This is a genomic window from Gordonibacter sp. 28C (assembly GCF_003339845.1).
Classification (GTDB): Bacteria; Actinomycetota; Coriobacteriia; order Coriobacteriales; family Eggerthellaceae; genus Gordonibacter.
In genome coordinates this window covers 103,575-125,007 of the sequence record NZ_PPTR01000004.1, presented here as the reverse complement: position 1 = coordinate 125,007, position 21,433 = coordinate 103,575, and the positions used below count along the sequence as shown (strand labels likewise).

At 66.6% G+C, this 21,433-nt stretch carries 20 protein-coding genes; 1 reads left to right on the top strand and 19 read right to left on the bottom strand.

Translation table 11 applies throughout. From position 1 onward, the window contains the following. Positions 1-117 precede the first annotated feature (117 nt). The 9 genes from C1878_RS06430 to C1878_RS06385 all read right to left on the bottom strand — a co-directional run bounded on the left by C1878_RS06430 (position 118) and on the right by C1878_RS06385 (position 11,169). Complete coding sequence (locus C1878_RS06430) at positions 118-1,578, bottom strand: hypothetical protein (protein WP_158539746.1); 1,461 nt, start codon at positions 1,576-1,578, stop codon at positions 118-120. 1 nt (position 1,579) lies between these two features. Continuing rightward, complete coding sequence (locus tag C1878_RS06420; protein ID WP_114557720.1) at positions 1,580-3,088, bottom strand: hypothetical protein; 1,509 nt, start codon at positions 3,086-3,088, stop codon at positions 1,580-1,582. Positions 3,089-3,458: 370 nt separating this feature from the next. Next, positions 3,459-6,407 (bottom strand): hypothetical protein, encoded by a 2,949-nt coding sequence (locus tag C1878_RS06415; RefSeq protein WP_114557721.1) that lies wholly within the window; start codon positions 6,405-6,407, stop codon positions 3,459-3,461. A 6-nt stretch (positions 6,408-6,413) separates the two neighbouring features. Further along, positions 6,414-6,794, bottom strand: coding sequence for a hypothetical protein (locus tag C1878_RS06410; RefSeq protein WP_233789627.1), 381 nt, complete (start codon positions 6,792-6,794; stop codon positions 6,414-6,416). A 23-nt stretch (positions 6,795-6,817) separates the two neighbouring features. After that, positions 6,818-7,090 (bottom strand): helix-turn-helix domain-containing protein, encoded by a 273-nt coding sequence (locus C1878_RS06405; protein ID WP_114557284.1) that lies wholly within the window; start codon positions 7,088-7,090, stop codon positions 6,818-6,820. A gap of 266 nt (positions 7,091-7,356) precedes the next feature. Then, complete coding sequence (locus tag C1878_RS06400) at positions 7,357-8,406, bottom strand: hypothetical protein (protein WP_114600849.1); 1,050 nt, start codon at positions 8,404-8,406, stop codon at positions 7,357-7,359. A gap of 67 nt (positions 8,407-8,473) precedes the next feature. Continuing rightward, a complete protein-coding gene (locus tag C1878_RS06395; protein WP_114600848.1) occupies positions 8,474-9,223 on the bottom strand; it encodes a hypothetical protein in 750 nt (249 codons plus the stop codon). A 90-nt stretch (positions 9,224-9,313) separates the two neighbouring features. Beyond that, entirely contained in the window at positions 9,314-10,330 is a 1,017-nt protein-coding gene (locus C1878_RS06390) for a hypothetical protein (protein ID WP_114600847.1), read from the bottom strand. A gap of 14 nt (positions 10,331-10,344) precedes the next feature. Next, positions 10,345-11,169, bottom strand: coding sequence for an antirestriction protein ArdA (locus C1878_RS06385; RefSeq protein WP_035585884.1), 825 nt, complete (start codon positions 11,167-11,169; stop codon positions 10,345-10,347). 211 nt (positions 11,170-11,380) lie between these two features. Between C1878_RS06385 and C1878_RS06380 the strand changes: the two genes are divergently transcribed. Continuing rightward, complete coding sequence (locus tag C1878_RS06380) at positions 11,381-11,746, top strand: hypothetical protein (RefSeq protein WP_035585885.1); 366 nt, start codon at positions 11,381-11,383, stop codon at positions 11,744-11,746. A gap of 16 nt (positions 11,747-11,762) precedes the next feature. Here C1878_RS06380 and C1878_RS06375 read toward each other — a convergent pair whose 3' ends face one another. The 10 genes from C1878_RS06375 to C1878_RS06330 form a co-directional block, all read right to left on the bottom strand. Then, positions 11,763-12,917, bottom strand: a complete 1,155-nt coding sequence (locus C1878_RS06375; protein ID WP_114600846.1) for a hypothetical protein — start codon at positions 12,915-12,917, stop codon at positions 11,763-11,765. A gap of 40 nt (positions 12,918-12,957) precedes the next feature. Further along, positions 12,958-13,833 carry a hypothetical protein gene (locus C1878_RS06370; RefSeq protein WP_114552129.1) on the bottom strand — a complete coding sequence of 292 codons (876 nt, stop codon included), beginning with the start codon at positions 13,831-13,833 and terminating at the stop codon, positions 12,958-12,960. Between the two features lie 35 nt (positions 13,834-13,868). Further along, positions 13,869-14,786, bottom strand: coding sequence for a hypothetical protein (locus C1878_RS06365; protein WP_015540163.1), 918 nt, complete (start codon positions 14,784-14,786; stop codon positions 13,869-13,871). 120 nt (positions 14,787-14,906) lie between these two features. Then, positions 14,907-16,010, bottom strand: coding sequence for a hypothetical protein (locus C1878_RS06360; RefSeq protein ID WP_114619894.1), 1,104 nt, complete (start codon positions 16,008-16,010; stop codon positions 14,907-14,909). A gap of 35 nt (positions 16,011-16,045) precedes the next feature. Next, positions 16,046-17,113 carry a hypothetical protein gene (locus tag C1878_RS06355; protein ID WP_114600844.1) on the bottom strand — a complete coding sequence of 356 codons (1,068 nt, stop codon included), beginning with the start codon at positions 17,111-17,113 and terminating at the stop codon, positions 16,046-16,048. 135 nt (positions 17,114-17,248) lie between these two features. Next, positions 17,249-18,571, bottom strand: coding sequence for a hypothetical protein (locus C1878_RS06350; protein WP_227109926.1), 1,323 nt, complete (start codon positions 18,569-18,571; stop codon positions 17,249-17,251). Between the two features lie 90 nt (positions 18,572-18,661). Continuing rightward, a complete protein-coding gene (locus tag C1878_RS06345; protein ID WP_114513427.1) occupies positions 18,662-19,777 on the bottom strand; it encodes a hypothetical protein in 1,116 nt (371 codons plus the stop codon). Positions 19,778-19,843: 66 nt separating this feature from the next. Further along, a complete protein-coding gene (locus tag C1878_RS06340; RefSeq protein WP_035585892.1) occupies positions 19,844-20,116 on the bottom strand; it encodes a hypothetical protein in 273 nt (90 codons plus the stop codon). Between the two features lie 34 nt (positions 20,117-20,150). After that, positions 20,151-20,480: a type II toxin-antitoxin system Phd/YefM family antitoxin gene (locus tag C1878_RS06335; RefSeq protein WP_015760267.1), complete on the bottom strand. Its 330-nt coding sequence runs from the start codon at positions 20,478-20,480 to the stop codon at positions 20,151-20,153. 132 nt (positions 20,481-20,612) lie between these two features. Then, complete coding sequence (locus C1878_RS06330) at positions 20,613-21,347, bottom strand: class B sortase (RefSeq protein WP_114513428.1); 735 nt, start codon at positions 21,345-21,347, stop codon at positions 20,613-20,615. Positions 21,348-21,433 lie beyond the last annotated feature (86 nt).

The window sequence follows — 21,433 nt, the reverse complement described above, 5'->3', positions numbered from 1 at the left end:
CGGGGGCAGTACGGCATAAAAGATGGACCCGGCGGCCGGGAAAGTCATCCGGTTTCCCAAAAATGGGATGGATTGGGCGTTTACCCCGCTCACGGCCTTGTTCGGAATGTGCAGACTCTATGGAACCGGCCTGTCGGCGTATGCCGCGAAACATCCGTCGTCATATATGTCGGCATAGCCGAGCCCGGTGAGCGCCTTCTCGAGCGCCGGGTACGCCCCCGAGGGAAAGACCGCGAAATCGGCACCGGTCTCGCCGATGGCTGCCGCGTCTCCGGTAAGAACGGACCGCGCCTGCCCCCAGGCGTCGGTTCCGCCGTTGAGCTCGGGGCAGAAGAGCTCGGCGCGCGTGTCGAGCAGCGGTCGGTATCCCGCGAGCTCCAGCTCGCTGCCGACGTCGATATCGCAGATCACGGCATCGCCCGGCTTCGCCCCCGCGGCGGCGAGGGAGGACAGCGCCCCCGCGGCCGATTCCTCGATTGCCGTCTTGGCCGGCACGGTCGCGGCCAGGCATCCGATGGCGGCGAGGAGCGCCGCCGTGCACAGCGACGCAAGGGCCAACGGCCTCCGCGCCCGCGGCCCCGCCACCTCGCCCTGGATATCGGACAGGGCGAGCGCCATGGAGGTCATCAGGAAGAGTTCGTTTCTCACGTTGGCCAGCGCGAGCATGAGCGTTCCGAGCACGAGGAGGTCGCCTGCCTCGAGCAGGGCCCGCCCGCCGCCGCGGCAGCGCACGCGGAGGCGGTACAGCACGAGCGCGGAGACGAGCGTGCACGCGGCGGCCGCCTGGGCCGGCGCCGCCTCGGTCCACGGTGCGAGCTCGCCGATGCCTACGGATTTCAGCGAATTCGCGCTCATGGTGGCAAACGGCACCATGAGCAGCCTCGCCCCGTAGGGGTTGAGCATGCAGGCGGCAGCCGTCGACATGGCCGCCGTGAGCGCCTTGAGCCTGCCGTGCCTGTCGAGCCTGCCGTCAAGTATGAGGCAGCACGGGACCATGAGGGCGACGGTCCACAGCGCCCCGTGGAGCTGGGCCATGGCGAACCCCGCGGCGGGAAAGGCGGCAAGCAGGGAGTCCCGCCCGCCGCGTGCCCATTTCCTGCCCGCCGCATAGCAGGCGCAAAGCGCCATGACGTCGATCCCGCGCGGCGTCGAGTTGCACAGCACGGCTATGGCGGCGCCGCATGCCGCAGATGCCGCCATGTGGACGGCGCCGGTCCTGCCGCGGTCGAGGGTGCAGGCCCAAAGGGTCGCCGTCGCGGCGATGTCGAGCGCGGCGGCCGCGCACCTGATGCCGGCCTCGCCGAACGCGTCGAAGATGGCGGCCGCGGCGATGCACAGGGGCCACTGCTGGCAGATGTAGGCAAGGCCCTCGTGGAGAGTGAGGGGGTCTGAGGTCGGGAGCTCGCCGTTCTCGACAATCCACCGGCCGATGGCGACCATGTAGCGGGTGTCGGGCTGGAACAGCGACCAGCCGGTAAGGGACACCGCCGCCAGCGTCGCGGCGCATGCGGCGAGCGCGGCCGAGAGCGACGCCCATCGCAGGATGCGCGCCCGGCGCATGGTGTCCGTGCGGTCCACGCTATTCACCGCCTTCCGGCAGCTCGAACAGGGTGTAGCCGCCGCCGTGCGCGAGCTCATCGAAGTGCCCGCCGGATCGCAGGGCGTCGGCCTCATCGTCCCTGACGAGGAACAGCTCCCAGCCCCAGTCCTCGGTACTCTCTTCCAGCGAGGTCGACCCCTGGAGGACGTCGACGATCTCGCGGTAGGCGGACTCCGCCCCGGCGCCGGCGATGCCCTCGCCCCAGATCTCGGGGCGCATGTCGCAGGGCACCTTGAAGCCCTCCCACTCGAGCTGGTTGTACACCGAGACGTCGCTGGAGAACACCAGCGCATCGGATCCGGCGTCGTATATCGCCGAGAAGATGGGGGACATCTCCGATTCGGTCACGGATAGCATGCCCGCCTCGCCGCCCGATTGCGGCGCCAGCGATACCGCGAGCCCCGAGACCGCGGCGATCAGGGCCATGGCGGCGCCTGCCGCGGCGGCCGCGCGCCCCGGGTGCGCCACGGGCTCCCCGAGCGCCCCTGCGAGTCCGAACGCGCAGCACAGGCCGCAGAACAGGCCGGCGATCCACATGCAGCGCGAGTGCAGGACTCCCGCGGCGATACCGGCGAGAAGCATTGCCGCGGCGCCGGCCGGGACTCTCGCTCCGCTTCGCCGGCACAGCGCGATCGGTCCCAGCGCCATCGTCGCGACGGGAACGGCGAAAAGGGGGCCGAGCTGGACCCATAGGGGCTGCATCTCGACGATGGCGCCGCCATAGGCGGCCTCGCCGAGCGATTTCAAGACATAGAGGGACCCGTCGGCGCCATATGGGTTGAGAAGCGACGCCGCGCACATCGCCGCCAGGGCGGCGCAGATGGGGAGCGCCCGCGCGGACCACGCGCGGCGGGCCGCAGGGTCGGCGAGCTCATGCGGGTTCGGCAGGGCGAACGCCGCGGCGCACGCGGCGAGAAGCGGCCAATGGGCCGCCTGGAGGTTGACGCCGGCGACGGCGACGGCGGGGAGCCACAGCAGCACCAGGCGCCTGCCGTCCCTGAGGTAACTGAGCATAATCCTGGCCGTGAGCGTGCACAGCAGCGCGGTCCAGAGCGTCGGGCGCACCGATATGTACATGCAGATGCATACAGAGGGGATGGCGAGGCTAAACGCCAGCCCCGCGCGCGAGAGCTTTCCGCCGGCGGCGTCGAGCATGAGGCCGGCAAGCTGCCAGAAGAGGAGCCCGGCGGGCACGCAGGCGGACACGGCCACTGCGGCATAGCCGCCGCGCGTATACCAGGCCCAGAGCCAGACGTCATGGAGCCATTGCTGGACGACGATGCCCTGTCCGGGCCAGATGGAGAACGGGTTGGTGCGGGGGATGCCGTTGCGGGCGATCTCGCGGCCGGTCGCGAGGAGGAACCAGACGTCGGAGTCGAGCGTTCCGGCTCCCGTCAGGGCGCGGGCGAGGGTCGGGCCCGCGATGAGGAGGGCACATAGGGCAAAGATGGCGCCGTGCGTGCGCCCGCCATGTTTGGGTGCTATCAAGGTGACTCCAAGGGGTAGATATTCGACCGGGAGCATACGCCTTTGCGGCGAAAAGAAGAACCCCGCTCCCAAAAGTGGGAACGGGGCACCGAAAACGCAGATAGCGTGCGGTGGGAATATCCGCAAAAGGATGGCGGCCGGTGAGGGCCGGCCGCCGATGGGGAGAATGACGGCATATAGGGGAGTCCGCCATTGCATATGGGGCCGACTGGATCGGATGGTGGGTCGGCCGGGTCGCCGTGACATAGTTTATCGGAAGGAGTGACGGCGTTGCTTTGACTATACCCCTTGGCGGAACATCGTAGACACTTCGTAAGTGGAAATGTGTTCCCATCGTGTACGCGGCCGCTCCGCACGGCATGGTCAGCGCTCAGCCCTTGCTACTCGCGACGCCCTCGGCCTTCGCCTCGGTCCACTTGATGTAGAGCGTGACGTCGCGCTTGGCGGTGACCGAGGAAACCTTCTCGGTGCCGTCTGCCGAGGTCATCCAGCATTCCGGGACGTATCTGCGCCATGTCTCGTCGGCGATCATGGCAAACACCTCGCCGGGTTTCACCGGCGTGACGCTCTCGCCCCAGTAGAGCGCCTTGTGCCCCTGCCCGTCGTCGCCGATGGCCGCGAGCGCCAGGCCGTCGAGCCTGTGCTTTTCCGGCGACTGCGAGAAATCGGGCAACTCGAAACTGGAGCGGGCATCGGGCTTGTACGCGAGCGGCGCGGTGCGGTAGATGCCGCCGTCCTCGGGCCTGAGCGACCCCTCGGCGTACTCGATGCGCACGGTGCAGCGGTTGCGTCCGTAGAGCTTGAGCGTCTGGTCCTTGACGATGGTGACGCCCGCCGCGGGCTGGGTGAGCTCGGGGTCGAGGAACCAGCCCGAGAAGCCCGTCGAGGGGTTCTGTCCGTATTGCCCGTTGAGGTTGCAGGTGTCCTTCAGGGCCTTCTGCGTCGCGATGTCGACGGGGGTGTAGACGTCTCCGCCCTCGACGTCGAGGTCGCGGTACACCATGTCCTTCTGCTCGACGCCGTCGGCGTAGTACTCGACGCACGTCGTGACCACCGGCACGCCGCGGGAGACGAGGGTGCCGAGATAGCGGTCGGTCCAGACGTAGCGGTCCGTTTTGCCGACGGTCCGGATGCCGAGCATGGCGGCGACGGAGAGGTATCCCGGTCCCCAGGACGCGTCTACGGTCAGGTCCTCGCTCTTTGAGAACTCCCTGACGACGCGGCCGCCCTGCGGCTTGCGCACGAGATGGATATTCATGCCGCAGATCTTGTTGCCGTCGGCGCCGTCCGGCTCGATGCCGACGGCGGGGGCGGAGCCGATGTCGAGCGGCGAGGAGGCGGAGCAGTTGACGTAGACCGGGTCGGACCACTCGCCGCTCCCGTTGAGCAGCTTGGTCCTGATCTCGAGGTCGTAGTGGTCCGCGATCTCGCCGGTCAGCCAGACCTTTACCCTGCCCAGGATATCCGACTCGGAGTCGAGGATGCGCGCGCCGTCGGCGCCCTCGACCCACTCGCCGCCGCTGTAGCGCTGCGCCGCGTAGCGGATCGATCCCGGGAAGGCGGAGCCTTCGAGTCTGAGGGCGAGGCCGTAGATCGAGTGGCCGCCGTGGGGGTAGCCGATATGGCGGTGCGCGAGCGATTCCTGCTGCCATCCCCATGTGGCCACGCCGCACTGGGCGAAGATGGCGGCATCGTCCTCGGGAAGGTCGTCGGCGACGTCGGACATGTAGAGCCTGAAGATCGGCCTGACCGGCAGGTCCGATTCGTTCTTGCATCCCAAGACCCAGCCGGCGGGCTTGATTCCCGCATCCGGGTCGTCCGGGTCCGTGTTGTGCCACCCGCAGATCTTCGCCTTGTCGCCGATCTTGAGCATGCCCTCGTCGCAATGGACCGAGACCTTGCCCTCAATGCGCGCCTCGACGAGGTTCCACTGGGCATTCTTCTGGATGGCCCAGCGCCCGGGGCACGCCGCAGACTGGACCGAGACGCTGACGCCCGAGTTCGAGGTGACCCCGTCTGTGTCGAGGCGCAGGCCGTCGGCATCCGAGGTGATGAAGTAGCAGGAGTGGTCGGTCTCGTTGGAGTCGTCGGGCTCGTGGTGGACCCACCAGGCCTTGCTCCGGCCGTCAGAGTCGTTGATGTCCCAGATGTCGGCATGGCTGTTCTGGACGACTCCGTGGTCGACCACAGGCGCGGCGTGGCCGCTGTTGTTCAGCATGTGCGTCAGGTTCGGGCCCACCATGTTGGCGATGGCGAACGTGAAGGTGTCGACGCCGTCGTTGGTGTACGGCTTGAGCATCCAGGTCTGGTTGACGCCGCGGTAGTCCTCCCAGAGGCCCACGGAGGCGCCGTTGCCGTACTGCGCGAGCGGCTTGCCGCCGCTGTACTGGCCCTGGACGAGGTCGAGCTGGATGTCCGGCGCCATGACGGGCCTGATGTAGAAGATGCCGCCGTAGAGGGCCACGTCGTTGCGGATGTAGATCTTCTCGACCCTGAAATCGCGGGAAGGGGTGGTCTGGCTCAGGAACCAGTAGTTCGGGGCGTCGGATTCTTTGATGACGTTCTCGTATACCCCGAAGTGATTGTAATCCACGTTGTAGACCTGGAGCTTGCTCCACACGCTGTGGCGCGCCTCGCCCTTTTGCCTCTTGACCCAGAAGGACGGGCGGGTGGACCCCCAGTACGTGGACCCCTGGAAGTCGTTGAAGTCGTAGAAGCCGTATGAGATCCAGTCGTAATAGGGGTAGCCGATCTGGTTCCTGAGGTCGCCGGCGAAACGGGAGCCTGCGAGCTCGGCGCCGTCGAGGTAGACGTAGCCCTTGTTGTCGCCGCCCTCGGAGATGGTATCGACCCAAAGGCCCCTGCCTTTCTGCAGGTCCTTGCTGGAGCACCATGCGAACGGCCTGACCACCACGAGGGTGTAGAGCTCGTTGGCGTAGTTGCACTCGAAGACGCACGCGAAGGCGTACCTCAGCCATTGCCCGTAATGATTTATATAGTAGCTGGTGTTGGCGGGGGCGGCGCAGAGCCATTCATGGTAGCTGTTGGCGAAGCCGAAGTACATGTCCCCCTCGCCCTGGCGTGGGTCAAGGTGGACGAGCATCGAGTCGTTGGCGGCTCCGAACCAGCCCTGGCCGAGGTTGAAGTTCATACCGGCGAGGGCTTCGGCCTTCCGGGCGGGCCCGAGCAGGGCCAACCCGGCCGCGCAGGCGAGGGCGGCGAAGACGCCGCGACGCGTGATCGGCACCTGGAGGGGCCCGGTCTTCTCGTCATTCCCGTTTCGACCCGGGACGATGTTGGTTCGTGGCGAGGTGTTCAAAGCGATCTACTCCTCCTTGAGGCCGGAGACGGCGAAACAGGTGAAAGCGGTGGCGAGGTAGCCGATGGAATACGGGTCCAGGCGGATGGCGGTGCGGACCGTGAGGGCGAAAAGGACCGCGGCGATGCCGAGGTCGAGGGCGCGGCTCCGTACCTTGCAGGCGATGCCGGCGGCGATGAGCAGGATGACCGGGACCCACACGGCGCCCAGGCAGCCCCTGGTCAGAAACCACGCTGCCGACGCTGGAGAGTAGTAGTCTGTCGGGCAGGACAGGATGACCGACGCGGCGCTTTGCAGCTGGAAGATGGCGGACGGTAACGCGGTCAGGATGGCACCAAACGCGATACGCCTCAGCTCATACGGTTCGATGTCTGAGCGTTTGATCATATCGATGGGATTCAATTGTCCTCCTACAGTCCCAAAAACCAGGACACGCTCGTGTCCTCGAAATATCTGGCGGTCTCGATCAGGGTGGAGGTGGACATGAGCGTCTGCCTGTTGAGGATGCGCGAGAGCGTCGAGCTCGATATGCCGACGGCGCGGCAGTAGTCCTCTTTCGAGGTGCCGGTCCTCGACAGCGTGAACGCCAGGCGCGACGCGCACAGCTCCTTGGCGTAGTCGCGGTCGCGCTGTCGCTGCATCTCGGTCCTGTCGCGCCGTTCGTTGTCGGAGCCTCGCTGCATACGGTCCCCCCTGCGATGTCCTGTTTTCTCCACTTGCCGCGCCCGCACCAGCGTATGCCGGCATCGGGCGCCCCTTCTGGCGAATGCGGTGGCGGGGCGGTCGAAACTCGGATGGCGATCCGGATTTTGCCGCCTCCTCCCGCATATCAGGCCGCGGCGATGCGTTTGGGTGATGATTGGATAGCCGGCAGCGGCCTGATTGCAAAATTGATACCCTTGCAAACCCGAATCTATACATCCGCGCCGCGCCGGGCCCGATTATTTTTTCAGATGCGTTTACCGCCCGCGCCGCCGTCGTCTCCCGGCTTCGCGGCGAGCTGCGATGCCAGCGCGGCGATGTCGGAAGGCGTTCGTCCTGCCTGCTCGATCTGCTCGCCGAGGCCGCGCCGAACTTCCCTCATGAACTCGGCGGACGCCTGGAACGGGCCCGTTGAGGGGTCGGCGAAGCGCGTCTTGGCGCTCTCGATCGCCCACTTGGGAAGGTCGACGACCTCGCCGTCCCCGTCGGTCGCGATGACGAGGAAGCCGCCGCGGACGATTTCGGTCGCCCCGCCGCGCGCCCACGCCCGGTTCGGCTTGAGCTCGCTGCCCTCCGCATCGGCGGCGCGGACCAGCGACACGGTGACGCCCCCGTACTCTGCCAGGGTCTCGGTTTCGGGATCCTCGAGGCCGATGGAGGCCGCCGCGCGGGCTATGTCGGGAAAGACCGTCGTCTCTCGCGGCAGGTCGCCCACGGGCACGTAGACCGCCGAGACCTTGGCGCCGGCGGCGCGTCCGCCGCCCTGCGCGAGGCACCGCGCGATATCCGCGTCGGCGCCGTCGATCTCGAAGTCGCATGCGGCGGCGTATGCCCTCACGGCCTTCGCGAGGGCGTCTTGCACATCGGCCACGGTATCGGCCGAGAGGGCCAGGCGCGGCATGTCCTGGAGCAGGATGCCGCGGTCTAGGTGGTCGGCGAGCAGCGTTTTCATGTAGTAGCGGCCGATGAGATACGGCAGGGGCTCCATATCCTTGACGTTGCGCGTCGCATCGGGGCGGTCGTCGCCGCGGTGGAGGTAGAACTCGACCATGGGCAGCCCGCCCGAGGATTTCAGGGACCGCCCCGGCAGCGTATCGAACGGGTCGTAGATGACTTTGTCGTCCTTGCCGTAGCGCGCCCCGGGAAGTACCGGGTGCATCCAGACCGACTCGCCGTCCCCGGCGCCCTCGCAGTCGACGCGGATATCGTCGGCGAGTGCCAGGACGGAATCGGATGCGATGCCCTCGCGCAGGTGTGCCAGCAGGTTCTCGATATCCTGCTCTTTATAGGTGCTCATGGTCGCTCCAATGGGTCGGGATCTATAGTCGTGCGGGCCCGCCTCGGCGCGGGCCCGGGAAAACCGGTCACAGCCGGTTACCGGCCGCGGCGGCCACCCCGTGGGTTGTTGCCTTCGTGGCCGCCTTGGCGGCCGCGGCGACGCGCGCGGGGTTGTCGGGCGCCGGGGCCGTGGCTATATCGACCCCGAGCGAGGCGCACGTCTCGGCGACGCTCTCGGCGTTGCCGAGCGTCCACCCTGCCAGTTCGGGGCTGCATCCGGCTCCGAACGCCGTGAGGACGCTGGACTCGATATCGCACAGCGCCCAATCGGCCGAGGTGAGGAACTTTTCATCATCGACCGCACCGGCAGGGTCGAAATATCCGACCGCGGCGTCCTCGGTGGTCTCGCTGATGGGATCGAGGCCGTAGTCGCAGACATCCGGCGAGAGCGGGTCGATATCGTCCTCGAGGATGGCCGAGAGGGGGGTATGGGCGACATGGAACCCGAAGAACTCGCCGTCCGGCGCCTTGTCCGGGATGAAGGCGGTGCCGCTGTAGACGTTGTAGAGGAAATCGTCGAGGTCGAGCGCCCGGCTCATGATCTCGGCCGCGTCCCTGCGAAAGTTCGAGTGCTGGCAGAGCGCCGTCGCGGCATCATGCCCGAACAGCATCGCGACGCTCTCCGGCGTTTCGAGGAGGGCCGTGTGGCCGGACAGCTCGACCTCGACGCAGCCCTCATGCTCGCTCGAGAAGAAGGCTCCGGGCGTATCGATCCCGTAGAGGTCGAGCACGTCCAGCGCATCCGCGGCGTTCAACGGCTCGATATAGCTTTTCATATTCCATCACATCCAAAGACAGGGAAGGGCGCCCGCGGTACGGTGCGCGGGCGCCCTTCCGGTACGGGTTGTGGAGGCCGCGGGCGCGGGCTAGAGCTTGGCGGCCTGCGCGACGTCGCCGCTCTGCTCGGCGGTGCCGTGGGCGGCGGCGACTGCTGCGGCGGCCTGGGACTGCGGGTTGGGCGCCTCGGCGTTCATCTTGGCCTTGTAGGCCTCGCGCGCGGCCTTGACGGCCTTTGACAGCTCGAACGGGTCGGCATCGAGGGTCTTGAGCTGGTCGTTCTCGTCGTACTTGAACAGATGGACGGGCATGTCCTTCTTGACGGTGACCGTGGTGCCCTTGCCGTTGGCGATATCGGACTCGGTCCAGGGCTTGCGGAAAGTCTTGAACTTGTAGCCGGAGATGTCGATGCCGTTCATGTCCGTACCAGTCGGGATGGTGCAGAGGACGGCAGGCCAGGTCTCGGTCTTCTTGCCGTTCTCGATCACGATGTCCTTGCCCTGCGCGTCGGTGACACGGCACCACTTCGCGGGGAACTTGATGCTGACCTCGTTGTCGTACTTTTCCTGGTCCATGGCGGTACCTTTCTTCCTGCCCGTCGCACGGTAGGCGGCGGGGCGTTGATTTGCCACGACTGTACCCTCGGGTACGGTGTGCGTATAGATGGTTTCCCGAACGGGAAGCGGCTCGAGTCCGCCGCGGCGGCGCAGCTCGTCCACCGTCTCGCGCAGCCTCGAGATGTCGCCGATGACGGGCGCGGCGAGCTGTTCTTTGGGGACGAACCCGTCGAGCGCGAGGATCGCCACCGCGCCGGGCAGGGCGAGCACCCCGGTGAGTTCCGCGCTCGCGTCCGAGTAGTAGAAGTGGATCGGGTACTTCAGCACGACGGCGGCCTCCGGAACGTTGATTCCGAGCTCGTCCACCGCGCGGCGTATGGCGGTTCTGACCTGGTAGGAGAGCTCGGAGGGCAGGCCGTCGGTGGCGATGGAGGGCTTGCCGGCGTCGTACTTGGTCGCGAACAGGTTGAAGTCGGTGAGCTCGCCGTTGCCGTCGGGGTAGGCCGAGCGCGCCATCGTGGAGGACTGGTTGATATCCCTGAACATCATGGCCGCGGTCCTCCCTACAGCTTCGGCGCCGTCTGGTTTGCGGACGCCGCGATGACGGCGCTCGTCGCCGCCGCGGCGCTGGCGGAGCGGGCGAGGTCGGTCGGCGTGACGGGTTTCTCGACGACGCCCTCGGCGATGTGCGCGCGCCACTCGGCCACGGTTTCGTCCCTGATCTCCTCGAACGAGTACTCGTCGAGCGCCGGCCAGTCGGCGCGCTTGTCGACATAGCAGGTCTCGCACAGGTCGACGTAGCCGTTGTTCACGGCGATCTCGCCGTAGCGGTTGAAGTCGAAGCAGTAGAGGAGTTCGCCGTTTCCGCGGTTCATGAGGGCCCAGAACTCGGAATCGCCGTCGAGGACGGTGTATGCGTAGTTTTCCTCCGGCGTCGAGCGCTCGAGACAGGTCTCGTGCCACTGGTCCTCGACATGCATTTCGTCATACTCGTAGTCGTATACGGGCAGATCGTCCGCCTGCGCCACGAGGTTCATGAGCTCATCGAGGTGGTTCAGCGACTCGCCGTATTCGACGGCGGCGTCGATATGCTCGAGCGCCCCGTCGGGAAGGAGCGTAAGCTGCATGGCGAGGACGTTCAGCTCGTCAAGGTGGGCGTATTCATCGAACACCTCCGGGCACCTGAACGGCAGCGCATCGTAGTCCGAGATATATATCTCCTCGTGCTCCTCATCGAAAAGGCCATGGGAGCGCAGCCACGGCTCGATCTTATCGGGGTCCATGGGGAGGCGCATCCAGGTATCGTGAAGCTCGCCCTCGTTGTAATACCCGTAGTTGCCCACGCAGACGTCTAAGCCGTCGCGGAAATCATGTTCATGCTTAGCCATACAGATCAGCTCCAGGAGGCAGATGGCGGATAGGTGCTTCCCCGACGATGCTACCCGCACCGCTAGGGCGGCACCACGGTGTTTCCCGAACGGGAAGACTGCCGTGCCGCGAGCCGATAGAAAAGCGCTTCCCGGACGGGAAGCGCTGAAATAGCCGGGCCCCCAATGGGTATGAGTCTCGAGACTTTGCTACACGAGGATGGGGGCTGCGATGGTTGACGCCGCGGGATATCGCCATTGGACGGACGCCGAGCTCGAATTGCTCGCCGACAGGTCGCTTGCCGCCGCGGATGTGGCCGCCGCGACGGGGCGGACCGAGATGGCCGTAAGGGCGGCGCGCTCGCGCCGAGGCATCTGCCGGACCAGGTGGACGGCGGAAGAGATCGGCCGGCTGCGAGACTACGCCGCATCGCCGAAGCAGATCGCGGCCGAGACCGGCCGCTCGCTTTCGGCCGTGTACGCGAAACGCTCCGAGATGGGCCTGCCCACCCCGGCGGCGATGCGCGCGGCCGCCCGAGAGGCGGCCGCCGCGACGGCCAGCCGAGCGGCATCGGGGGGAATCAGGCTTCATCCCTGACGCCCCCGGGGATGCGTCAATGCCTGATGCCGCCGCCCTGCTTCACGCTTTCGGCGGGCGCATGCTCATCGGAGTAGTCGTAGAGGAATTCGGTAAATCCGTCCATGGCGTGCCCGTTGTTCCAGTCCGTCACGGCTTGCGACGCGATCTCGCGGCACTGGATGAAATCGAGGTCCGGGCGGCCGTGTTCGATCATGTTGGCATAGTCGTCGATATCGTCATCGGTGAATACGAGCGCATCGACGTCGCGGCTGTAGCATCCGGCATGCTTGCCTTCGAGCGCGGCATCGAGCGCGGCGCCCGTTTTACGCCCCATCGCGCCGACAAAGGCCCTCGCGATCTCGCCGATGTCAAGGCGGCCCTCGGAGATCTGGCGCGAGATGAGCTTGGTGTTGTCGCGCTCCATCTCCTCGAACCCCGAGATGAGGAGGTTGTGCGCGAGCGTGTGGTCGGACACGTCGCCGGCGCGCTCGTCGGTCGCGCGGATCAGGGCGATGGCGCGGGAGAGGGAGGCGAACGCCTCGTCGGGCGAGTCTTCCCTCATCGACTTGGCTGTCTGGACGAGCAGGGCCCGCTGCGCGACGGCGAGGCCGTTCCAGTTGTCGAGCAGCCCGCAGAGCGCGCTGTCGCGATAGTAGTGCTCCGCCGAGACGAGGAGGTTGCGGGCCATGTCGTGGGTGAGCGTGCCACCGTGAACGATGGAGACGTCGATCTTATAGGGTGAGGGTATTGCCTCGATCGACGCGGATGCGCTCAGGGGCAGCGCCAGGATCCCGGCGCGGATCGCCTCGGCCGCCCTCGTCTTCGCGCAATCGTCCAGGGGGCGGCGTACCTCCCAATCGAATGGAATACCGTCGTCGAGTTCGCCCTGGACCCGAGCGAAGACGGCGCCGCCGGGGAGCACCATGTCCGCGACATAGTCGGCACGGCAGATATCGCCAGCCCCGCCCCATTCGCCCTCGATGAGCCTGCCGGTCTCCTCGCTGAACGATATGGTTCTCCAGAAAAACCAATATCCGGACGGATAGTCCAGGTTGTCCGTGATGCTCGCCTCGAGGAATTTGACAGGCTCGCCCTCCTCCTTGACGGCCCACAGGGCGTAGGCGCTCTCGCACTTTTCCGGGTCGAAATCGGGATCGCACGGAGTGAGCCACGGTTCATAGTCGTCCATACGCTGGACTCCTTTCTATGGTTGTCGTTTATGCTTCCCTCTACTGTGCGCGGCGGGGACGGTAATGCGCGCCGCTAGGTCGCGCCGTGCGCGCGGCGGCGTCCTTGGCGCGGTCGATGGCCTGCGCGCGCTCGAGCGCGGCGGCCCGCTGTGCGGGCTCCCTCTTCTCGGCCTCGCAGGTGATCGTCCAGAACGGATGCGTGACGGATGCCGGGCCGTTCATGTCCATGACGGTCGCGACGTTGCATCCCGCGCACCAGGCCTCCTGCTTGCGGTCGTAGACCGCGGCGCCCTCATAGCCCTCGACGTCGACCAACCTCTTGGCCGCCCTCATGGCCTCGCCCAGGGTCTCGAAGTCGCCCTTCTCGTCGTCGCCGCATGAGCAGTCGGTCGAGACGACCGAGAAGCGCAAGGCCTCGGCGCCGCCGACCTTCACGCGCTCGCCGAGGCCTTGCGTCTTGAGGTACATGCTGATGTAGTCGTTGCGGTAGAACTCGGGGCAGGCGTCGATGCCGGCCTCGTCGGCCTCGTCGGTGAGCATATCGACCGCCGCGAGCACGGTGTCGCGCGCGCGGTAGCGCTCGCCCTTGCCCTGGCTCCAGCTCGTCGGGATGTCATACGGGTTGAGCCCGTCGCATCGCACCGCGCAGCTGAACTTATTGGGGTAGGCCGCTATCAGCTCGTCGGCCGCGCCGTAGTCCCAGAGGATATCGCTGTAGAAGTCGTCGAGCGTGCCGTCCTCGTCGATGCGGAAGGCGTCGACGGCGAAGCCGAGGCCCGACGGCGAGAGCGCATCGTCGAACAGCCGCGAGTAGAAGAAGCCGATGGGCTTGCCGGGCTCCTTGACGACCCAGGTGGCCGAATCGCAAAGGCAGTGGACCCAGTTGAAGTCCGGGTCGCTACAGGTCTTGAACATTATGGCCTCCCGGGCCGTTGTCTCGTCTGAAATGTCTAGCCCATGTGCGCGCCGTGCGAGGCCTTGGGGAGATGGCGCGTGGGCACGTTCGCCGTGGCGTCGGCGCAGTGCTTGGCGGCCGCCGCCACCGAGCGCGGGTCCTTGGCGGCCGCCGCCTTGATCTCCTCATAGCCCTTGCCCATGAGCTCGGCGGCGTCGCGCACGGCGTCCGAGATGCCCTGCGCCGCGGCGGACAGCACGAACGGCACGCACTTCACCTTGTCGGCGAACGCCCGTCCGCGCGCCGAGATGTTCTGGGCCGCGCGGGTGCATGCGGCCTGGACGGCCTTGATGTCGCGGGACATGAACTCGAGGCAGGTCTGCACCTTCGCGGATCCGGCGGCGGCCAGCTCGCTGAACTTGTAGCGGATGCCGGTGCGGTCGAGCTCGCGGCTGAACTCGGCGACCTCCTCGCTGTTCTCCTCGATCGTGCCGTCCATGAGGGGCACGCACATGTCGAACTCCTCCTCGGCGGCGGGCACGGGGGCGTACGGGCCGTGTTCATCGGCCAGGCCCACGGCGGCGCGGTTGAGCTGCTTGTGGAACAGCTTGCTGTTCGTTCGCGCCTGGGCGAGCGCCTGGTGGTTGGCGAGGTCGACGACGTACTGCTTGACGTAGGCCTTGGCCGCGGCCGGGTCGCCGGTGATGATGTCGGTCTTGTCCGGGAAGTGCTCGACGAGCGACGCCGCCAGGCGGCTCGTCATCTCGTCGGCCGAGATCCCGTCCACGGCGAGCGTGCCCGCGGTCGAGCCCGCCTGCGCCTGGGTGACGGACGAGAAGTTGCCCGAGCCGTCCGGGTTGACCCCGAAGTATGCGGCGGCCTCGCGGCACGCCTCCGTCCAGACGCCCATAAGGGCGAGCTTGCAGTTAAGGGTCTCGTTCTGGTTCATGCGGAGGTCATCATTGTCCGGCATGGCTTCCCCTTTCGACGGAAAGTTGATATTCCAGGCAATCGTATCGGCGGGCGTCGTCTTTTGGGTATGCGAAAGCCCCCGTTTCCCGAACGGGAAGCGGGGGCTGACGGAAAGGAGACGCTACCTGAGGTTGAGCGAGTAGTTCCTGACGGGCGCCGCGGCGCTCGCGCATGCAGCGCCCGCCGCCGCGGCGACGCGCGCCGGGGGGACGGCCGGAACGCGCGAGTCGATCGCCGCGCTGCGCTCCCTCTCGCGCTCGGCGTCGCGCGGCTTGAACTCGACGATGTTGTCGGCCGTGGCCGGCTCGTCGATCTCGTCGAGGGCGACCTTGGCGTGGGCGGCGTGGCGCCCGCGCGTGCCTGCCGGGAGTCCGGACCTGAGCGAGGTGCCGATGCCGTTGATGAGGTCTCGCAGGCGCTCGTCGTCCGCCGCGGCCGCCGGCTTCGCCGCCGCATGCTTCGGTGCGGGCGCTGCCTCGGCCGGCTCGACTGCGGACTCGAGCCCGGCCTCGCGCGGCACCGGAGCCGCCGCCGTTGCCGGGGCGGGCGCCGGGGACGCCTGGCGCGGTTCGGCCGTGGCCTTCGCGGGTTTGGGGACGGCGCGCAGGCGGCGCATCAGCTCGCCCAGGGCCTGGGCGATGCGCTTGCGCCCGGCGGCGAGAACTTCGGAGACCTTGAGGCCGTGGAGCGAGGAGATCGTCTTGGCGGCCTGCTCGCGTGAGAGCTCCCCGATGTAGTCCGAGATGCGCGATTGCGCATCGAAATCGGCGGGCACGGGGCTCCCGAGCTCGGCAAGGGCGCGCTTCGCGAGCAGGTCGACGCACTCGCGCCGGAAGTCGGCGCTGCTCTTGTAGATGGAGGCGTTGGCGGCCGCGAAGGCGTCGAACGCGGAGTTGAAGGTGTTCTTCTGGTCGGGCGATGCCGTCATGCCCATCGATGCCGTCAGGGCGTCGATGGTGCCCTCGAACTCGGCGTCCAGCGCGCGGCGGTATTCCTCGAGCCCGCCGCGGGCGGACTTGGCGGCGAGGTTGCCCCTCACCGTCTCGACCGCGCGCTCGCGGGCGGCGCCGACCGCCGCCATGAGCTCCGCGTCGTTTTCCATAGCAGCTGCCACGAGTCGATACGCCTCCTCGATATCGATGCCGTCACCGAGCCCGGATCCGATTGCTCCGATATCGAGCGTGACCGAGCGTTGTCCCGACGCTGCGGGGGGTGCGTCCGCCATGAGTCGACCCTGCCTTTCCAGAGGTTCAGATGGGCCTAGTAGCCCTGCTTGTAGGTGCTGCCGTAGGCGTCCTGGCCATAGGGGCCGTACTGCCCGCGGATGTCGCCATGGGTCTCGGGTCGGGCATATCCCTCTCCCTCTCCCTGGTAGGCGTCCTGGTAATCGTCCTGTCGGTACGTCTCGGGCTGGACCGGGGCCGACGTCGCCTCGTCCGGGCGGGCGGGGTGATCGGTATCAGGGCGCGCGATGATGCCGGTTGCATCCGCGTCGAGGCCCTGCGCCGCATCGACCGCGTCCTCGAACTCGGCATCGGTCTCGTCGGTGTATACCGGGCGGAGCGCGTCGTCGAAGTGGTCGACGGTTTTGTGCTCGAAGGCCGCCTGGGTCACGGCGAACTTGACGGACGCCTCGGGGACGCTGGGCGTCGAGGTCGCGGCCTTGACGTTCTCGATCGCGATGCAGGCGTCGTTCAGGTGGATGAAGCTGTCGGGGGTCGTGACGTTGTCGTTGATGAACTTGTCGGCGAACTCGACGGACGCGTCCGTGTCGAGCTTGAACCCGCGGACGCTGTTCATGGCCTGCTGGTAGGCCATCTTCGAGATTCCCTCGGCCACGTAGAGCTGGCAGGGGACGGGCATGTCGGCGGCGTAGCCGTCGAACTCGAGGCAGGCGTTTCGCGCCAGGAACTCGCAGAAGCCGTCGACGATCTGGGGTGCGGCGCCGTAGAGGTCGCAGATGTTGGCCGCGAAGGCGTCGACCGCGGACTTGAAGGTGTTGTTGCCGTCCTTGGAGAAGCCGAAGCGGCACGCGGCGTCCTTGCAAGCCTCGCCGAACACCGGGATGAAGGAGTCCTTGAAGCTCTTGATGCGCTCGGCCCAGACGGTGAGCACGGCTTCGCCGAACGCCGCCTCCTGCGCCTCGGCGAATGCCGCGGCGAGCTCTTCGTTGCCCTCGAGCTCGGCATCCATGACGGCGTAGAGCCTGGGGAGGTCGGAGGGGTTGATCTTGCAGTTGACCTTCTTGGAGCGGACGCGCTCGACCAGGGCGTCGTAGCCGTCGAGCTCGAAGGTGACGTCCGCGCCGTCGAATTTCATATTTCCCATTGAGAGGCCCTTTCGGTGAGAAGCGGTGAGGGGTATTCGACCACGGTATGGCCGCGGGCCGAAGTTTGTAACCCTTTTTCCCAATCGGGAAGCGTTTCATACCGATATGCGGGCACGATGCTCGATTTTTGGGAATTACAGATGGAGCCCCGTCCGCTTCGCCGCCCCGGTCGCGCAAACGGCGCCCATGTCGGGAACCATGAACCCGCGCCCGCCGCTGATCTCATGGGCGTGCCTGGTCAGCATCATGGCGCGCAGGTCGATCGCTTCCCTGATTTTGTCGATTCTGCCGCGCTCGTTGGCGATGAACGGGTTGCCGAGGAGGATGTCGCAGGCCTCCTCCGAGAAGCCCTTGAGCCCGGACGGGTCGAACCAGGACAGGTTGCGGCAATATCTGCCGAGTTGTTCGTCGATCTTGCGGGCGAAGGGACGCATCATGCCGGCCCGCGGGGTCGTGTAGCCGTCGAAGGGCTGGGAGAGCTCGCGGTCGCACCAGAGGGCTTCGCCGGTGTCGAACACCGGCGCCGCGCGGAGCCATTCCCTGCTCTCGCTGTCGATGAGCACGCCGAAGTTGTTCCAGTGCCTATCGAAGTTCGCCATGAGGTAGTCGATGACAAGCATCTTCTCCACGTCCTCGCGCACGTCGAGCCCGTGGGCGGCGCAGGCGGACACGTAGAAATCGTGCAGCCCGAGGTCCGAGGGGCGTTTCGACGAGCAGAGCAGCGCCCAGGCCGGCACGAACTCGGTGACCTGGTCGGTCATGGGTTTGCAGCGGGAGGTCCACTTCATGAAGCCGCCATCCTCGAGCTCGTAGGCGACATAGTCGCCCTCGTCGAGCAGCCGCGAGCACAGGACGCTGGCGATCTTCTCGTTGAACGGTTCCTGGAACCTGCCGGAGGATCGCCCGGACTTGACCAGCATCCGCTGCCCGCCCTCGATCGTCCAGCGTTTCGGCAGGTTGCCGTTCAGGGCCGCATCGGGCGATGAGGCGAGGAGGTCGGCGTTGCCCCTGATCTTCTCGATGAGGGAGGGGACCGACGAGGCGTCGTGCGGAAGAAGCAGCTCGCCGAGCTCTTCGCTGAAATCGTTCTCGAAGCAGTTTACGTCGCGCCATGTGGATGCGGATCCGGCGGGGCGGATCCAATATTGGTCGGACAGCGATGCGCCGAAACCAGAGGCCATGAGGGAGGCGGCCGACGGGTAGCCGACGGCGCGAAGGCGGTCCGCGGCATCGGGGCGGAAATCGGGGATGCCCCTGTTCTTGAACCAGCTCGAGAGCCTGTCGCGCGTGATGTTGCCCGATGGGTCGGTCGCCATAAGGGGGGCATGCGCCGCATCGAGGACGTGGGTCTTGCCGGTCACGGCCTGGCGGTCATGGTTCCAGGTGAACTCGGCGACCTCGTGGTCGCTGCACATGAGGGTGAGCCGCGAGAGCTCGGGCTGCCTGCTGTCCATCATCTGGCTCCGATCGTTGCTTAATTGACTATGGCGTTGCCGTCATTTTATCGCACGGCGGGCGCCGGCGCGCGAACCGTTACGAAGACCCGTCTACTCCCAGTGCCCGGCCACATCCACGACCCAGTGCCTACCGGTCGCCTGCTGCTCGTAATGTCCCTGGTCCTCGCTTGTGGTATATGAGTCGTCGGTGTAGCCATCATGGTTCTGACCTTGAGCATACATCGCGTCGCTATGGGCATAGAATCCGTTCTTCGAGTCGAAGGTCGCGCCGCAGGCGTTGCAGATGAAGCGGCCGTGGCGCACGTACACGACGTTCGGGACCCAGACCTGGCCGTAGTCGGTCTCCCAGTGCCCCTGCTCGGGGACCCACTTCTTCTGGGATTGCGCGGAGCCGGATGCCGACGAGCTCGAGGACGAGCCGCCGGACGCCTGCGTCGCCGCGTTGCCCTTCGAGTCGTTCTTCTTGGTATCGGACTTGGTGTCCGCCTTGGCGCCGGAATCGTCGGCCTTCGCGCTGCCGTCCTCGGCCGTCTCGGACTTGTCGCCCTCGTCTGCCTTGGGGGCGGCTCCGGCCTCGATCTTGCCGCCGGCCGAATCGGTCACCGTTCCCGCGTTCTGTTCGTAGCCGGCGTCATGCACGCCGTCGGAGTTCCAGACGCCGTCGGATATCACATGCCCGCCCGAGCCGTTGACGACCTCCGCGGTGGTGCCGCCGGAGGGCGCTGCGGCGGGCGAGTTCGTGACGGCGACCTGGACGTTGCCGCCCTCGTCGACCGCGGCCCAGGTGACGGTCTCGATCGTCTTGCCGCCGGTCTCGCATCCGTCGAGCGAGCGGGCGAGCGCGGCGCTGCGGCGGGCGGTGGAGTCCACGGTCGCGGCGGCATCGTCGCCGGCGCGCTGCGTCACGAAGACGCGGCCCTTGCCGGTCGTGACGGTGACCTCGTCGGCGGGGGCGCCGACGTCCTGCCCGTCGAGCGTGAGCGTCGGGCATATCTTGGCGATGTCGGCGGGGGCGACGGATTCGGCGCCGGCCTTCTCTACGGCCGAAGGCGTGCTGTCGATCGGCTCTGGTCGGTTGGATGCGATGGCGATTCCGGCGCCGCCGACGGCGAGCGCGGCGGCGAGTCCGGCGCAGATCGCCGCTTTGCGGCGCGCCTCGGGCTCCGCCAGGAGGTCGCGGATCTTTTCAATCGGGTTGTTCTTCATGGCATGGTCCTTTCAAGATATATGCTTGTTCGGTTTTTCGTTTGGCCGGTTCCCTCCGGTGCGGTCCTAGCGCACCGAGGAATATTCCGGGAGCATGGGGGCGCGGTCGCTGTTCGCCGCCGTCGGCGGCACGGTGTCGTCCTTCTTCGTTCCCGCGTGTCGGCGGCAGGCCGAGATGAGATGGAAGGCACCCTGCCCGATGAGGGCGACGGCGCCGATCGCGCATGAGGCGACGAGCAGGACAAGCGACCCCGCAAGCTTGATGAGTTCATAGCCCAGCCTGATGAAGGGCCACAGGATTGCGAGCGCGAGCGCTCCGATGATGATGGTGGGCAGCATGGGTCGATCCTTTCCCTCGGGTTTTACTATGTGCTCAGTCCTCGGTATCGGGAGGATCGAGCGGCGCGATGGCGACGTAGTCCTCGTTGCGCCGGCGGAGCACGAACGTGATCCGGTGGTCGTGGGCGTTCCGGCAGAACGTGAACAGGCGGCGCAGCACCCTCGTGTATTGGTTGCAGGCGTATTTTCCCATTGTCCTGTATCCCGGGTCCACGGGGACGATGGCGACGTATGCCCGGCCCTGCTTGAGCACGGTGCAGGGCACCGACGTGTCGTGCACCCGCTTCGCGATCGAGGCGAAGTTGTTCTTGAGTTCGGTTATGCCCACCGGCGCGGGCGGCGGCAGTTTGGCGCTTCCATCCATTTCGGCACCTCCTTCCGATAGTGCGTTTATCGAGATGGGAAGCGGTTTTATCGCTTTCTTACCTTTTTTATACCCGTTTTTATCCCCTCTTTTGTGCCTCTTTTCCATGGTGTGACATGTTTGTCGGAAAAATCAGCCGACGAATACCGTGAGGGTCCTCGCGCGGCCGCCCGCGAAGTTGGCCGAGCAGGTCACGAGGGTGACGACGCGCTTGGCGCCTGCGCAAAGCGCGTCGCAGCCGTCCGCCTTCGCCGTGGCCTGCGCCGAGAGGGCCGAGAGCCAGGCGCGCAGCTCCGCGGTCCCGTTGAAGTCGAACATCTGTATGTCGGCGAAGCTCTTGTCGACGGACATCGAGAACGCCGGGTGGAGGCTCACGGTGCCCTCGGCGGGCGTCGACCAGCGCATGTCGCCGAGGGTATCGAACTTCTCCTGCCGCCAGGCGTCGCGCAGGTAGGTGAACATCTCGCCGTCGAAGTTGAGGTGGTGGCCGTAGACAAGCGCATGGCGCCCGTCCGCCCCGCAGCGCGGGTCGAGGTAGGGGCACCCGGAAAACGACCAGTTGCGGTCGAAGTCATGGCTCAGATAGAACCCCTTGGGGTCGCCTTCCCGGGGCGAGACCACCGGGAAATCCACCGGGGTGCCCTCGACGGATACCCATGCGGCGATGTCCGGGTTGCGCGCGCGCAGGCCGTCCCAGTCGATGCCGTCGCCGGCATCCGCCTCGACATCGATGGAGAGTTCCCTATAGACGGCGTCCTGATGGAAGATCGTCCATCCGATGAGGGCGGCGGCTGTGAGCGACACGGCGCATATGGCGGCAAGAAGGATGTCGAGCGGTTTAATCCGGCGTCGCTGTCGGCATTTCATGGGCGTCTCCTACATTAAATACGTTGCATTTTTCAGCCTTCTATTGAATGCTCTTAGGTGCAATGCAGTGACTGGTGGGCAGGGAT